The following is a 13,986-nucleotide window of genomic DNA, read 5'->3' as shown; positions in this document are numbered from 1 at the left end:
AAAAACGGTAGTTTATCTGCATTAGTAGAACAGGTCCAATCTATTTTGAATTTCTTATTTAGTTATTTAATATTTGAAACGCTTGTCTTAAAACTTAATATAATAGCCATTATGATTCAAAAATCGCAAACATTATATTGAATTGTGGTTATTCTTAATTTATAATAAAAAAGAATCGAGATTCGATGGCTCTGGACGCAGAGGTTATTTGTTGTTATTAATGTATGCGGTTTCTTATGGTGTTGAGCAGTAACGGGAAGACAAGGAGTAGATGTGATGGAAAAAAAGTGGATACACCGATATTTTGCTCAGTGGGATCTGCAGATGATGGTACTGCCGGCGATCTTACTGGTAGGCATTTTTAGCTATATCCCAATGTACGGGATTTTGATGGCATTTCAACAGTACAATATTTTTGAAGGTATGACAGGCAGTCCATGGATCGGCTTTGATAATTTTCGGCGCTTTTTTAGTGAACCACGTTTTTGGGAAATTTTACGGAATACCATTATGATCAGTGTGCTAAAGATTGCTATTTGTTTTCCAGCACCGATTTTGCTGGCGTTGATGCTTAACGAGGTCAAGAACGTTGCATTCAAACGTGTGGTGCAGACGATTACTTATCTCCCACACTTTTTATCATGGGTGATCGTGGCGGGGTTTACGATGTCGATTTTATCGATGGATAACGGTAGCTTAAATATTGCTTTGGAGAGTTTAAACCTGATCGATGAACCAATCAACTTTTTATCGATCCCTCGCTATTTCTGGACGATCATCGTTACGACAAATCTTTGGAAATCGATTGGCTTTGGCTCGATCGTCTATATGGCAGCCATTGCTGGGATCGATCCGCAACTGTACGAAGCAGCATCACTAGATGGCGCAACGAAATTTCAGCAAGTCTTTTTGATCACTCTGCCTTCGATCGTTCCAATCATTACGATTTTTCTCATTTTGGAGATCGGCAACTTATTGAATGCGGGCTTTGAAGATTTGCTTTTACTGGGGAGCAATCCAGCTCTTAGAAATGTGGCGGATGTCATTGATACCTATGTGTATCGGGTAGGGATCAGCAACTCTCAATATTCATACGCAACAGCTGTTGGTTTGTTCAAAGCAGTCATTAGTGTCACTCTTTTGAGCGGAGCAAACTTTTTCGCACGCAAAGTGGGTCACAGCTTATGGTGATCAGCAGAGGAGGAAATGAACAATGAAGAAAAATTGGGGCGACCAAGCGATGATGATTTTTATCTACCTTTTCTTGATAACGCTTGCATTCTTGACATTTTATCCCTTCTGGAATTCACTGGTGATTTCCTTTAATTCTGGACGTGACACGGTGACCGGTGGGATCACGTTTTGGCCAAGAGAATTTACGTTGGAAAACTATCAGATCGTCTTTCAAGATCAGCGCTTGATGAATGCCTTTTTCATCAGTGTTTTACGGACAGTGATCGGGACGTTTTCATCGATCATGCTGACAGCGATGGCGGCTTATGGGATGTCAAAAAGAGAATTGATTGGTCGGAAATACATTACGATCTTCTTCATCCTCACGATGTTCTTCAGTGGCGGCTTGATCCCAACCTTTTTAGTGGTACGTTCACTAGGATTAATGGATTCTTTTTGGGTAATGATCATTCCTGGATTGATCAGTGTTTGGAATATGATCATCTTCCGAACGTTTTTCCAGCAATTACCGAAAGGGTTGGAAGATTCAGCGAAAATTGATGGTTGCGGGTATTGGGGGACATTTTTCCGGATCATTTTGCCACTATCAGGTCCAGTTATTGCCACACTCTCGCTGTTTACCGCAGTTGGACACTGGAATGATTGGTTTATGCCAAGTATCTACATCACTTCGGATCATCTGATTCCCTTGCAGACGTTTTTGCAGCGAGTCTTGAATTCGAACACGGTGAGTTCGCAAATGAGTCAAATCGATTCTGGCTCAGCTGCTCGTTTGGCAGATATGACTGGTGTTACCGGAAAATCCTTATCAATGGCAATTATGATGGTGGCGACTTTGCCGATCGTAATGGTTTATCCGTTTGTTCAAAAGTATTTTGTAAAAGGTGTTTTGATTGGTTCATTGAAAGATTAGCATAGCAGGTGGCCCCTTTTGATAGAAGGGGAGAGCAGTAAGAGTTGAAAGGGGATAAAAGAATGAAAGCAAGGCTATTAAAAGGAGTACTGTCAGTGACCGCAATGAGTCTTTTGCTGGCAGCTTGCGGCAACGAGTCCGGAACAAGAGAAAGTGATGCAGCGGCACCGAGCGAACGTGACAGCTCGGAAGTATTTGAGCTTGGTAGTGAACCGCTAGAAATCACGATGTTTGGTAATTATGATTGGTATACGATGGATCGCTGGGGAGATGATCCTGCAACTGCTGCTATCAAAGAGCTGACCAATGTGGATATCCGGGCGATCGACGGCGGCGGGAATGCGGCACAGCGGCTAAGTACAATGATCGCCGGTGATGATCTGCCTGATTTTATCTGGCTTGATCGTGGGTCAGATGTGGAACGGTTGCGAGAAGCGGGGGCCTTAGTACCGTTTGATGATTACTTGGATAAATACCCGAACTTGAAAGAATGGGCCGGCGAAGAAATCCTCAACATGTTGCGTTCAGAAGATGGTAAGCTTTATCAATTTCCAAACTGGTATAGCTCTGAGCCTTTTGGCAATGCGGGTTATGTCGTCAATAAAGAGATTCATGATGCTTTAGGAGCGCCAGAATTGAAAACAACCGATGATCTTTATGAGTATTTGAAAGAAGTTCAAACAGAGTTTCCTGATGTCATTCCATTTGAAACAGATGTCAGCGGACAAGGGATCAATGTCTTGTACTCTGCCTTTGCGGAAGGGCGTTCACCAGCAGATATCCGCATTCGGGCTGTCCCTCAAGGCGATGCTTTGACCTCGATCTTTGCCAATGAAAACTACGTAGAATCGATTGAATATGCGTCAAGATTGTACCGTGAGCGCTTAATGACCCAAGATACCTTAACGCAAGATGCAGATATGGTGGCAGAAAAAGTAACCAGCGGTCGCGTAGCAGTTTATGCTGCTGCCAGTCCATCGAATCATGCCCGCGATGCCCACTACATCTTGCAAGAGCAAAACCCAGATGCGGGGTATTTCTATATCGAACCAATTGCTAAACCAGGACTGGATCCTGACAATATCTTCCCAGGTTCCTATGAAATGCTAGGGTGGAATGTCAGTGTCATTACTAGAAATGCAGAAGACCCAGAAAAAGTCTTTGCCTTCTTAGATTGGTTAACAGGGCCATTGGGTCAGTCGATCCTGATGTTTGGACCAGAAGGGCAGTATTGGGATGGCTTCGATGAAGAAGGTTATACAAAGTTCACAGATGCCTACGCAGAAGATGCTGCCGGTGTTTCAGAAATCGAGCAAGCAACATCAAGTTTCCAATGGAACGGCAACTCCGCCTTTTTAGACAATACTAAAACAAAATTTGAATTAAATCTTCCCGAAGATCAAATGAACTGGGCAACGAAATGGCAGCATGCCATTACTTGGGACACGCAAAAAGATGACACAGAATTTGCGGCGATCAACCCGATGCCAGACTCACCAGAAGGAATTATTCAGCAACGGATCAATGATATTTTTGAAGAAGCCAATGCTTCAGCGATCTTTGCTGATAGCGATGAAGAAGTGCGAGCGATCTTTGCTGAGGCAGAAGAACAAGCGCAAGCAGCCGGTTATCAAGAATTGCTGGATTATCAAACTGCGAAATGGCAGCAAAATCTACAAAACTTAGCCCGCTAGAGGATAAATCAGCTGATTAGAGAAAGGAGCCGGACTGATGGGAAATGAACGATGGTATCGTTGGTATGGTGCCAGTCAAGCGATAGCTAGTATGTTGCTTGTGAATGGCTACTGGTTACTGTTCAATCTGCCCGTTCTATTGCTAGCTTTGGGGCTGATTTTCCCCAGCTCTCCTCGTCAGTTTCTTTTCTCTTTGATTGGTTTGATCATTAGTTTTCCTAGCATTCTTTTGCCAGCGACCTTTGCTTTATTTGGCGTCATGCGGCGCTGGTTGTACTATCAAGAAACACAACAGGCCATCGGAGGGACCTTTTGGCGGCTCTATCGGGAAAATTATCGGCGCAGTGTTGCCGCAGGCCTCTTTTTCGGTAGTCTCGCTTTGCTGCTGTTAGGTTCTTTTCGGCAAATCGATTCCTTTCAGCTCCCCTTATTGGCTGTCGGCTATTTGTTTTTAAGTATCATCTTGCTCCTGTGGTTACTGTATTTTATCTGCGACAGTGTGCATTTGGCGGCACCCTTGCGGACTGCGTTGATCAAAAGCTTTTTCATCATCTTTTGGGCACCGTTCCAGACGCTGATGTTGTTAGGAATGTTGAGTGGACTCGCTTTACTGCTTGTCTTGATACATCCCTTACTCGCTGGATTGATCGTAGGGGGACTAGGCAGCCAATGTGCTTGTTACAGTTATTTGAGAATTATTCAAAAGGCGCAAGCAAAAGCTGCATCAGCCGATGAGTAATCTATGTAATACTGATTAGAAAAAAATCTGAAAACTATCCTTAATGGGTAGTTTTTTTCATTGGCGAAAAGTGCTAAAGTTAGAAGCAAGACAAGCCTGAAAGGAGCGAGTATGGAACGATGACAATGTACCCAGAAACAGTACAGCTCATACAAGAAAAAATGCCGACCGTTTTCCCAGGAGCGGTGCTGCGTTTTATCGCCGGGGAAACCCAAGAGACCCATGTATTCGGACAGGCAGCACTTCTTCCTAAAACCGAACCTATGACGAAAGATCATTTGTTTGATTTAGCCTCATTGACGAAAGTCATTTGTACAACCACCGTCCTGCTAAGACTTTGGGATCAAGGGAAAATCGAGATGGAGGCGCCGATTACTCGTTGGTTGCCAGCGTTTAAAGACGATCGGGTAACGATCAAGCACTTGCTGACGCATACGGCAGCCATCAACACGTGGATTCCTCATCGAGACCAGTTGGGTGCTGCTGCCTTGCGTAAGGCGTATTTGCAGCTTGAAAGCAGTGATACGATCGGTCAAACGGTCAACTACACGGATACTGGTACGATTTTGCTGGGCTTTTTATTGGAGGAGCTGTATCAAAAACCAGTGACCAAGATTTTTCAAGAAGAAGTCTTGACGCCTTTAGGCATGAAGAACAGCGGCTTTCCGCCTTTTCCTCCTTCACAGCTGCCATTGATCGTGCCTACCCAGCAGCAGCCAGACGGCAATATCCTTAGAGGAATCACCCATGACCCAAAAGCACGAGTGCTGGGAAACCATGCCGGCAACGCCGGGTTGTTTTCTACCGTGGATGATTTGACGCTGTTCGTTCAACTGTTACTGGCAAATGGTCAGCAGCAAGGGGCGCCGTTTTTCTCAGAAAAAGTGATGCAGGCGCTGGCTCAGAGGCAGACGCCTGAAAGCACAAAGCCCCGCACCTATGGCTGGGACTTATTGGGTGCACCATACCAATTACTTCATACAGGCTATACAGGCACGTTTCTCGCAGTAGATATCCCTAACAAAAAAGCGTTTATTTTCTTATCGAATCGGGTCCATCCAGTGGATCATCGAGAAAGCTACTTGGGTCATCGTGACGAAATCCTGCAATGTTACTTAAAAGAATCTGCCGAATAAGCGGATTCATGCTATAATATGCACGAACAACTAGAGAGGGGAACAATTATGGAACCATTGTTTATGAAACCTGTTTTTCAAGAAAAAATTTGGGGCGGCAGTCGCCTGCATTCTGTTTTTGGTTTTGATTTACCGAGTGACAAAATCGGTGAAGATTGGGCGATCAGTGCGCATCCTCATGGGGTGAGCGTCATTGAAAATGGTCCGTTTAAAGGCAAAACATTGGCGGAACTTTGGCAAGACCATCAAGAACTGTTTGGACATTCAGACGAACCAGTCTTTCCATTATTAATTAAAATTCTAGATGCGGAAGATGATCTATCCGTTCAGGTCCATCCTGATGACACGTATGGGCTAGCCCATGAAGGGGAATTAGGGAAAACGGAATGCTGGTACATTATTGATGCCGAACCAGATGCGGAAATCATTTATGGCCACCACGCACAAACCAAAGAAGAACTTGCGGAAATGATCGAAGCGGGTCGTTGGGATGATTTGTTAACAAAAGTCCCTGTGAAAAAAGGCGATTTCTTCTACGTGCCAAGTGGAACGATCCATGCCATTGGGAAAGGGATCATGATCTTAGAAACCCAACAAAGCTCGGATACGACTTATCGGGTGTACGACTATGATCGTACTGATGATCAAGGACAAACACGGGAGCTGCATATCCAACAATCAATCGATGTGACGACGATTCCTGCACGGACGCCAGAATTATCGATCCGTGAAGTCAAACAAGGACAATCAGCAGTCGTTACCTATCTTGAAACGCCATTTTTCAATGTGTATGAATGGGAAGTACGTGGAAAATTATCTTTGGCACAAAAGGCCGATTATACCTTGATGACCGTGATTGATGGGTATGGGCATTTGATGATCGACGGTCATTCCTATGAACTAAAAATGGGCACAAGCTGCATTTTGCCAAACCCGATCAAGAAATGGGAATTGGTTGGTGAAATGACTGTCATTGCCTCTGAACCTGGAAAAAAATAAAACGATCAGTAAGTGACGTGATTCGTACAAGCAAAACAGCACACGTTCCTGATTTTTCGTAAGGCTGAACGCGTTCAGCTGCCTGTCATCATTGGCGATTTTTCCGCTTTTGACTGACAGGTTTTTTCGTATGGACACTCACGATAGACGTCTGAGGAAGATTTGTTATAATGGCAGTAATGAAGGATAGGTGAAAAGAATGGTTTACTTAGATCATGCAGCAACGACACCGCTGCATCCAGAAGTGATCAAAGTGATGAGTGAAACGATGCAGACATTTTTTGGCAATCCATCAAGCATTCATCATTATGGTCGAGACGCCCACACCCAATTAGAATTGGCTCGTCAAGCGATCGCTCAGCAGCTAGGAGTCAAAGAACATGAGATCATTTTTAATAGTGGTGGTACCGAAAGTGATAATACAGCAATCATCGGTACAGCCCTTAGCAAACAAGCACAAGGCAAACATATCATTACGACCCAGATCGAACATCCGGCGGTCATTGAGAGTATGCGCTATTTAGAAGGCTTAGGCTTTGAGGTGACCTATTTGCCCGTAGATCAAAAGGGGCAATTGGCCGTCAGTGAAGTTGAGGCTGCCTTACGTCCCGATACGATTTTAGTATCCATAATGACGGCAAACAATGAAACGGGCAATTTGTTGCCGATTGCAGAAATTGGGGCCCTTTTACGGGAGCATCCCGCCGTTTTTCATACCGATGCCGTGCAAGCTTATGGCAAGATCCCGCTTGAAATCAATGAAAACAGCATTGATCTCCTAAGCATTTCGGCTCACAAAATCAACGGACCAAAAGGGATCGGCTTTTTGTATAAACGAGATGGCTTGTCGCTACCTTCGCTACTCCATGGTGGCGAACAAGAAGAAAAACGGCGAGCAGGGACGGAAAACTTGGCAGCCATCATGGGAATGGCCAAAGCAGCTTCTTTGCATACCCCCGAAGCGCAGCAAGCAGCGGCAGAACAATATCAAACGTTTGCCGATGTACTGATGGATACCTTAGCAGCACAAGGCGTCGATGTTCAGTTGAATGGTGACCCAGCACACAAATTGCCGCATATTTTGAATCTGCGTTTCCCAGGTGTCAGCAGTGACTTGCTGCTGATGAAATTGGACTTAAAAGGGGCCGCCATCTCCACAGGTAGCGCTTGTACGGCGGGCAATGTGGAACCCTCCCATGTGCTCGAAGCGATGGTGGGCAAAGAGCATCCAGCTATCCGGGAATCGGTCAGAGTCAGCTTTGGCTATGGCAACACATTGGCGGAAATCGAAGCATTTGCTCAGCTATTAGCAGAAACTGTCTTAGCCACGAAAAAGTAGGAGAACAGCTAGCAATCTCGCTGAAAACTATTTATAATGAAAGAAATGATGTTAAAGAGGTGAAGAACATGGCATTTGAAACAACAGCAACCGTTTTAGGCGCAGCAACCCAATACCGCATTGCTCCTGAAGCAAAAAAATATACGTTGCGGGACAATGGCTTTACAGAAACGAACGGCGGCAACTTCCAATTGATTCGTGGCCTTGAAGCAACACCCCAAAGCAAAGAAGGCTTTAAATTAAAAATCACTGTTGCAAAAGATCTGCAAACCTTCAAGATGTCCATCACGACAGCCAATGGATTAAAAGCAGTCAATATTTTCAAAGATGAACAGCACAAAATGCTGCAAGAAAAATTTTACTTTTTAATGGATGGTTTTATCAGCCGCGGGTTGTTTGTCAAAGCGTAAGCTTTTGTCAAAAGCAGCTATACCGTTCAAAGGGCAAGAAGTGTGTCACTCCGCCAAACAGGCAAGGGATTGATACACTTCTTTTGTATCTTTGCTGGTTTCTTTTTATACTAAAGAAAACAAACCTAAGCCGTTCTCAGAAAGTGGATACGTTGAGACGAGAAAGAAGGAATCCAGATGAAACGAACCTTAAACAAGCAATCAGTGCTAGCCGTCGGCATGGGGACTTGGCATATGGGGGATGACCCAGCCAAGGAAAAAGCCGAGATCGATGCGTTGCAAGCGGGCATCAAAGCTGGAGCGGCTGTCATCGATACCGCAGAAATGTACGGCGAGGGAAACGCAGAAACGCTAGTTGGCAAGGCGATCCAACCCTTTACCCGAGGGAATCTTTATTTGATTTCAAAAGTTTATCCCTGGAATGCCTCCGCAGATGAATTGCCGAAAGCTTTAGACCGTAGCTTAGCGCGTTTAGGCACCGACTATCTTGATCTGTATCTGCTCCACTGGCGAGGAGATGTGCCGTTAGCAGAAACAGTTGACGCACTAGAAGCTGCCAAAGCCTCTGGAAAGATTCGTGCATGGGGCGTCTCTAATTTTGACGTGGCAGATATGGAGGAGCTGTTGCGGTTAGAAAACGGCGATCAATGTGCCGCCAACCAAGTACTCTATAATTTAGGTGCCCGGGGGATCGAATACGATCTTTTGCCTTGGCAGGCAGAGGCTGAGATTCCGGTGATTGCCTACTCACCCATTGCTCAAGGCGATCGGCTAGGGCATCACTTCAAAAATGATGAAGTGTTGAAAGAGCTGGCAGAAGCCAAAGGCTGCACGATTTTTCAGCTGCTTTTGGCATGGACCCTTCGACAACCCCACGTCTTAGCGATCCCCCAAACCAGCGACTCGCTACATATGCTGCAGAACATTGAAGCTGCCAAAATCATTTTTTCCAAAAGCGAATTGGCAGCAATCGATGCGCGTTTTCCTGCACCGACGAAAAAGCAGCCGTTAGCGATGATTTAAAGACGCTGATCACAGAAAAAGCACCAAGGTAAGGAGCGACTATGAAATTTTTTACGTCTGATACCCACTATTTTCATGCAGCCTTGCTCGGGGACAATGACTTTGCCCCACGCCCCTTTGAGACAGTGACGCAAATGCATGAAACGATGATCGCCAGCTGGAATGAGGTCGTTGCGGATAAAGATGTCGTCTATCATTTAGGGGATGTCGCGATGCACCCTGATTACGAAGCGGGCTTTCCAGAAATTGCGGCGCTGTTAGCACAGCTGCAGGGCAAAATCGTTTTTATCAAAGGCAATCATGATACCCGGGCTTTCTTTGCGTACTTGCGCAAGCATGATCCTGGTTGTTTGGGAGCCCAAAAGTATGCGTTTGAAGATGTCGGTGTCTTGCTGAAGTTTGCTCATCAGCAATTTATACTGACCCATTATCCTATGCTGCTGGGGATCACCAAAAACAGCCGCAATCTGCATGGGCATATCCATCATCACAGTGTACCAATCGCTGAGAATCTCAACGTAGGAGTCGATGCGCCGGAATTGGCGTTTCTGCCGCAGCCGCGTCCCTTCGGTCGACCAGTTTCCGAAAATGAACTGGCGGTGCTGTATCATGCCAAACAACAAGAACTTGCCAAGCTAGCTCGTTAACAGATAACAAGAAAAGCAAGCGTCAAGACAACGTCGGACGGTTTGCTTTTTTTGTGATGACTTTGACAGCAAGCTTTGATTAAGGAAATTTTTTTGATAAAAATAAACTTTATATGTAAAAAATAATCGATTCCAAGAGTTATTATTTGATGGATATTTAAGAAATGTGTATGCTTTAAGTAGAAAGCAGTAAAGGAGGTTGCCAATGCGTAAGATTTCTAAAGTGATTTTTATCATCGGATTACTTTTACTCTTACTTGTCTTTTATTTTGGGATCATCGCCAATCAGCAAGCGGCTTCATTGCCTGTTTACTTGATTCCTTTGGATGAATATCCTTGGGTCGGATCTTCCATGAGTATGCTGCTCTTTTGGTTATCTGTTGGCTTTGCTATTTTTACAGTGATCGCACTCTTTGTCGTTTTGTTTTATCCAAAACGCTCAGACCGCTTGATCATTCCCCATAAGACAGGCGATTTAGTGATTCAGAAGAAGGCCTTAGAGCATTTTGTGCTCGAGCGGGTGAAACAAGCAGATTTCATCCATCAGCCATCGGTAAAAATCAAAATCGTCAAGAATAAAGTAGCGGTAAAAATCGATGGAGAAATGAAACAAACAGCAGCCATCCCGCAAAAACAAGAAGCTTTGGTTGGTGAGATCAGCAGCAGTCTGCAGCAGCTTTTCGGTATCGAAAGCAATATCCAAACGGAAGTTGTTTTAAAAGATACGCAAGAAACGCCAGCAGCCCATGACCAACCGCGTGTAGTTTAGGAGGAACAGGTATGAGTGAATGGTTCTACCACTATAAGATCCCGCTTATCTTTGCAGGTTTCGGTTTGATCCTAGCGATCCTGTTTCTAACGATCGGCTTTTTGAAAACCATACTGCTGGTGCTGTTTACGGCACTAGGTACGTATCTGGGATTTTATCTCAAAGAAGTCGGATTCTTTGAACAATTTCAAAGACCGCGCCGTTAACTTTGGTAACATTATTAGTTTAATTTATATCAAGATTATAGTAGGAGGAATGTACGATGGAAAACCAAACAAAACCAACAACAGGTGTTAAAGGAGAATTAACTTACGAAGATAAAGTGATTCAAAAAATCGTAGGCATTGCATTAGAATCTGTAGACGGACTCTTAACAGTCGATGGCGGTTTCTTCTCAAATATTGCAGGTAAATTAGTCAACACCGATGATGTGACTTCAGGGATCAACGTTGAAGTTGGGAAAAAACAAGTGGCAGTCGATCTTGATATCGTTGCAGAATATGGCAGCGACATGACCACGATCTACGACCAAATCAAAGAGGTTGTTTCAACACAAGTCAACAAAATGACGAATTTAGAAGTCATCGAAGTAAACGTGAATGTAGCAGATGTCAAAACACGTGAACAATTCGAAAAAGACTCTGAAACAGTTCAAGACAAAGTAAGCAGTGCGGCAGAAACAACTGGCGACTTTGCGTCAAAACAAACACGTAAAGCCAAAGGTGCCTTCAACCGGACAACGACGCGTATTCAAGAAAACAACGAACCACGCGTTCAATAATAGCAAGATAAGCAAAAGACTAGCTTCGGCTAGTCTTTTTTTGTCCCACAAAAGGTGTATTTTTGCAGCTTCAGCCGATCAGAACATCAAAGCCAAAAGCTCCAATAATGGATTCCTTCTGCTTGAAAGACATCGTTAGGATAGCTTTTCTCATAATGGGCTTTTTCGGGGGAATCATTAGGATCGAATACTTGGATATTTCCTTCTTTGTTCAAAGCCAATACCATGATATGTCCGGATGTCGTAAAGGTTCCTGCTTGAACCGAGACCACAACGGGGATGCCTTGTGTCATTTTCTCATAGGCAGCCTCAAATGAATCCCCTAAATCGGCAAATTGGTAACCAAAAGCTTCGGCAAACTGAGGAAAGATTTGCCAACTGGTTCCTTGTTTGGGAAGATAAAATTGATCGCCAGCCCACTTTAATAGTTTGTCAGGATTCGGCGGATGATCCGTCCAAAAAGCATCGATCATGGCTAAAGAAGCAATAGCGCACCCGTTTGCCGCAAACGTATTTTGCTCTTCTCCATATCCATATGGGCTATTACCCCAGCGTTGATCGGTTTGTACAATCAACGGCAGTTGCTGCGTGTCTGCCATCGCTTGTTGAATCGCTTGATTGGCTTGGCGAGTGAACTGTTTTGAGACAAGCGCTGTCTGATCAAACGTAGCATCCCTGACCTGATCAATCACGTAATGAATGACAAACACACCACCGATGAGAAAAAGCAGCAGTGCAAGGCTCTTCTTTTTCTTCCCATCGTTTCTCCTAGTTTTTGATGTCCTTGTGTGCGATCGCATGAAATGCCCCTCCTCGTAAAGTAGTATCTAAGAGAAGTATAGTCTTTTTCTAATAAGAGCATTTCTGCATTTCCTGAAGAATTTCATACGATTTTATGACAACCACCATTTGAAAAGTAAGTTTTTGCTGTTTGGACAGCTGTCGATGACAGACACAAAAGCAGCGCTTCCTCTATTTGGCTGAGTGGGTGGAATAACGAACAGCCACTTCTCTCCAGATGTCTTTTCTAAAAAAGGAATTTTTAAGAAAAGACAGCAAACAGTGAAGTTTTTTGTGTTTTGTTGTATAATGCAAATTACTGAAAAGTTGCGACCTTCAAATCGTAGATGATTTCAGAATCTATAATTGAAATGATGGTGAAACAATCATGTCTAACGAAAACACCCGGGTGGTGGTTGGAATGAGTGGCGGGGTAGACTCGTCAGTAACAGCACTTTTGCTGAAAGAACAAGGGTATGATGTTGTCGGGATCTTTATGAAAAATTGGGATGATACCGATGAAAACGGTGTTTGTACCGCAACAGAAGACTACAAAGACGTAGCCAAAGTGGCTGCGCAAATCGGGATTCCTTATTATTCAGTGAATTTCGAAAAAGAATATTGGGACCGTGTATTTGAATATTTCCTTGCAGAATACCGTGCCGGACGGACACCTAATCCAGATGTCATGTGTAACAAGGAAATCAAGTTCAAAGCCTTTTTGGATTATGCGATGGATCTTGGTGCCGATTATGTAGCAACCGGCCATTATGCGCAAGTGACCGTTGATGAAAACGGCGTGACCCATATGTTGCGAGGCGTGGATAACAACAAAGATCAAACGTATTTCTTAAGCCAATTGTCACAAGAACAATTGAGCAAAACCATGTTCCCACTAGGCGGTATGGAAAAATCAGAAGTACGAGCGATCGCTGAACGGGCCGGTCTAGCAACAGCCAAGAAAAAAGATTCCACTGGTGTTTGCTTTATCGGAGAAAAGAATTTCAAACAATTTTTGAGTAATTACTTGCCAGCGAAAAAAGGCAACATGGTTACATTAGATGGCGAAGTCAAAGGACAACACGATGGCTTGATGTACTATACCATCGGACAACGTCAAGGCTTAGGCATTGGCGGCGGCGGTGCCACTCAAGAACCATGGTTTGTAGTTGGAAAAGACTTAGCAACCAACACTTTGTATGTGGGGCAAGGATTCCATCACCCCGCATTGTATGCAGATCGCTTGGAAGCAAGCCAAATCCACTTTACCACAGACCAAGATCGCGGAACGGAATTTTCATGCACAGCAAAATTCCGCTACCGTCAACAAGATGTACCAGTAACGGTGCGTCTATTAGATGGAGATCGGGCAGAAGTGATTTTTGACGAACCAGTGCGCGCCATCACTCCTGGACAAGCAGTCGTTTTTTATGACGGCATGGAATGCTTGGGCGGCGGTTTGATCGATGCAGCCTACAAAGAAGCCAAAGAATTACAATATGTTTAACCACTAACACAATCAGTCCTAGCTAAGAACACTGAACCAATCAGTTGCACTTAGC

At 44.3% G+C, this 13,986-nt stretch carries 15 protein-coding genes; 14 read left to right on the top strand and 1 reads right to left on the bottom strand.

Annotation, left to right across the window (positions count from 1 at the left end; translation table 11 throughout):
* The first annotated feature begins 276 nt into the window (after nt 1–276).
* The 13 genes from FJU10_RS02720 (at nt 277) to FJU10_RS02655 (ending at nt 11,644) form a co-directional block, all read left to right on the top strand.
* The gene (locus tag FJU10_RS02720; RefSeq protein ID WP_005232278.1) at nt 277–1,191 is read left to right on the top strand and encodes an ABC transporter permease; all 915 of its coding nucleotides are present in this window, start codon (nt 277–279) and stop codon (nt 1,189–1,191) included.
* A 22-nt stretch (nt 1,192–1,213) separates the two neighbouring features.
* Entirely contained in the window at nt 1,214–2,107 is an 894-nt protein-coding gene (locus FJU10_RS02715; RefSeq protein ID WP_140965113.1) for a carbohydrate ABC transporter permease, read from the top strand.
* Nucleotides 2,108–2,169: 62 nt separating this feature from the next.
* The gene (locus FJU10_RS02710) at nt 2,170–3,801 is read left to right on the top strand and encodes an extracellular solute-binding protein (protein WP_096742161.1); all 1,632 of its coding nucleotides are present in this window, start codon (nt 2,170–2,172) and stop codon (nt 3,799–3,801) included.
* 37 nt (nt 3,802–3,838) lie between these two features.
* Nucleotides 3,839–4,540: a YesL family protein gene (locus FJU10_RS02705; RefSeq protein WP_140965112.1), complete on the top strand. Its 702-nt coding sequence runs from the start codon at nt 3,839–3,841 to the stop codon at nt 4,538–4,540.
* A 119-nt stretch (nt 4,541–4,659) separates the two neighbouring features.
* A complete protein-coding gene (locus tag FJU10_RS02700) occupies nt 4,660–5,676 on the top strand; it encodes a serine hydrolase domain-containing protein (RefSeq protein ID WP_140965111.1) in 1,017 nt (338 codons plus the stop codon).
* A gap of 45 nt (nt 5,677–5,721) precedes the next feature.
* The gene (gene manA, locus FJU10_RS02695) at nt 5,722–6,675 is read left to right on the top strand and encodes a mannose-6-phosphate isomerase, class I (protein ID WP_189372230.1); all 954 of its coding nucleotides are present in this window, start codon (nt 5,722–5,724) and stop codon (nt 6,673–6,675) included.
* A gap of 199 nt (nt 6,676–6,874) precedes the next feature.
* Nucleotides 6,875–8,014, top strand: a complete 1,140-nt coding sequence (locus tag FJU10_RS02690) for a cysteine desulfurase family protein (RefSeq protein ID WP_140965109.1) — start codon at nt 6,875–6,877, stop codon at nt 8,012–8,014.
* Nucleotides 8,015–8,082: 68 nt separating this feature from the next.
* On the top strand, nt 8,083–8,424 hold the full coding sequence (locus tag FJU10_RS02685; protein WP_005232263.1) for a DUF1831 domain-containing protein: 342 nt from the start codon (nt 8,083–8,085) through the stop codon (nt 8,422–8,424).
* Between the two features lie 177 nt (nt 8,425–8,601).
* Nucleotides 8,602–9,447: an aldo/keto reductase gene (locus FJU10_RS02680; RefSeq protein WP_081118288.1), complete on the top strand. Its 846-nt coding sequence runs from the start codon at nt 8,602–8,604 to the stop codon at nt 9,445–9,447.
* Nucleotides 9,448–9,488: 41 nt separating this feature from the next.
* Entirely contained in the window at nt 9,489–10,094 is a 606-nt protein-coding gene (locus FJU10_RS02675; RefSeq protein WP_081118289.1) for a metallophosphoesterase, read from the top strand.
* Nucleotides 10,095–10,299: 205 nt separating this feature from the next.
* Entirely contained in the window at nt 10,300–10,863 is a 564-nt protein-coding gene (gene amaP / locus FJU10_RS02665; protein WP_005232260.1) for an alkaline shock response membrane anchor protein AmaP, read from the top strand.
* Nucleotides 10,864–10,874: 11 nt separating this feature from the next.
* Nucleotides 10,875–11,069 (top strand): DUF2273 domain-containing protein, encoded by a 195-nt coding sequence (locus FJU10_RS02660; protein ID WP_005232259.1) that lies wholly within the window; start codon nt 10,875–10,877, stop codon nt 11,067–11,069.
* A 56-nt stretch (nt 11,070–11,125) separates the two neighbouring features.
* Nucleotides 11,126–11,644 (top strand): Asp23/Gls24 family envelope stress response protein, encoded by a 519-nt coding sequence (locus FJU10_RS02655; RefSeq protein ID WP_005232258.1) that lies wholly within the window; start codon nt 11,126–11,128, stop codon nt 11,642–11,644.
* Between the two features lie 86 nt (nt 11,645–11,730).
* On the opposite strand, the gene FJU10_RS02650 is transcribed toward FJU10_RS02655, so the two are convergent.
* Nucleotides 11,731–12,444: a C39 family peptidase gene (locus FJU10_RS02650; RefSeq protein ID WP_140965108.1), complete on the bottom strand. Its 714-nt coding sequence runs from the start codon at nt 12,442–12,444 to the stop codon at nt 11,731–11,733.
* 368 nt (nt 12,445–12,812) lie between these two features.
* Here FJU10_RS02650 and mnmA point away from each other — a divergent pair, with 368 nt between their 5' ends.
* Nucleotides 12,813–13,931 (top strand): tRNA 2-thiouridine(34) synthase MnmA, encoded by a 1,119-nt coding sequence (mnmA, locus tag FJU10_RS02645; protein WP_077453943.1) that lies wholly within the window; start codon nt 12,813–12,815, stop codon nt 13,929–13,931.
* Nucleotides 13,932–13,986 lie beyond the last annotated feature (55 nt).

Source organism: Enterococcus sp. OL5 (assembly GCF_006491895.1).
In the GTDB taxonomy this organism is placed as follows: domain Bacteria; phylum Bacillota; class Bacilli; order Lactobacillales; family Enterococcaceae; genus Enterococcus_D; species Enterococcus_D innesii.
This window is presented reverse-complemented; position numbering and strand designations above follow the sequence as displayed.

What these genes read in the sequence shown, in the direction of transcription:
- FJU10_RS02720 (WP_005232278.1), top strand. Translation starts at nt 277, where the DNA reads ATGGAAAAAAAGTGGATACACCGATATTTTGCTCAGTGGGATCTGCAG.
- FJU10_RS02715 (WP_140965113.1), top strand. Translation starts at nt 1,214, where the DNA reads ATGAAGAAAAATTGGGGCGACCAAGCGATGATGATTTTTATCTACCTT.
- FJU10_RS02710 (WP_096742161.1), top strand. Translation starts at nt 2,170, where the DNA reads ATGAAAGCAAGGCTATTAAAAGGAGTACTGTCAGTGACCGCAATGAGT.
- FJU10_RS02705 (WP_140965112.1), top strand. Translation starts at nt 3,839, where the DNA reads ATGGGAAATGAACGATGGTATCGTTGGTATGGTGCCAGTCAAGCGATA.
- FJU10_RS02700 (WP_140965111.1), top strand. Translation starts at nt 4,660, where the DNA reads ATGACAATGTACCCAGAAACAGTACAGCTCATACAAGAAAAAATGCCG.
- FJU10_RS02690 (WP_140965109.1), top strand. Translation starts at nt 6,875, where the DNA reads ATGGTTTACTTAGATCATGCAGCAACGACACCGCTGCATCCAGAAGTG.
- FJU10_RS02685 (WP_005232263.1), top strand. Translation starts at nt 8,083, where the DNA reads ATGGCATTTGAAACAACAGCAACCGTTTTAGGCGCAGCAACCCAATAC.
- FJU10_RS02680 (WP_081118288.1), top strand. Translation starts at nt 8,602, where the DNA reads ATGAAACGAACCTTAAACAAGCAATCAGTGCTAGCCGTCGGCATGGGG.
- FJU10_RS02675 (WP_081118289.1), top strand. Translation starts at nt 9,489, where the DNA reads ATGAAATTTTTTACGTCTGATACCCACTATTTTCATGCAGCCTTGCTC.
- amaP (WP_005232260.1), top strand. Translation starts at nt 10,300, where the DNA reads ATGCGTAAGATTTCTAAAGTGATTTTTATCATCGGATTACTTTTACTC.
- FJU10_RS02660 (WP_005232259.1), top strand. Translation starts at nt 10,875, where the DNA reads ATGAGTGAATGGTTCTACCACTATAAGATCCCGCTTATCTTTGCAGGT.
- FJU10_RS02655 (WP_005232258.1), top strand. Translation starts at nt 11,126, where the DNA reads ATGGAAAACCAAACAAAACCAACAACAGGTGTTAAAGGAGAATTAACT.
- FJU10_RS02650 (WP_140965108.1), bottom strand. Translation starts at nt 12,444, where the DNA reads ATGCGATCGCACACAAGGACATCAAAAACTAGGAGAAACGATGGGAAG.
- mnmA (WP_077453943.1), top strand. Translation starts at nt 12,813, where the DNA reads ATGTCTAACGAAAACACCCGGGTGGTGGTTGGAATGAGTGGCGGGGTA.